The following is a 274-nucleotide window of genomic DNA, read 5'->3' on the forward strand; positions in this document are numbered from 1 at the left end:
GACGGACCCTGTTCGACGATCATGAGCGTGCATAGTTCCGTTGGCTGTGTGCCGATCCTGAAATTCGGCACCGAGGAGCAGCGGCAGCGTTTCCTGCCGAAACTGGCCATCGGCGAATGGATTGGCGGCTTTGCGCTGACCGAGCCGCAGGCCGGTTCCGATGCCTCGAACCTGAAGACCCGGGCGCGGCGTGACAATGACCACTATGTGCTCGACGGCTCCAAGCAATTCATCACCTCGGGAAAGAACGGCGATGTCATCATCGTCTTTGCCG

Annotated in this window: 1 protein-coding gene; it reads left to right on the top strand. The window is 60.2% G+C overall.

The features are described 5' to 3' along the window. On the top strand, positions 1–274 hold a 274-nt coding region (locus tag EOD29_RS31755; protein ID WP_206520550.1), incomplete at both ends, for an acyl-CoA dehydrogenase family protein.

Origin of the sequence: Mesorhizobium sp. M1A.T.Ca.IN.004.03.1.1 (assembly GCF_003997555.1) — a bacterium.
Lineage (GTDB): Bacteria > Pseudomonadota > Alphaproteobacteria > Rhizobiales > Rhizobiaceae > Mesorhizobium.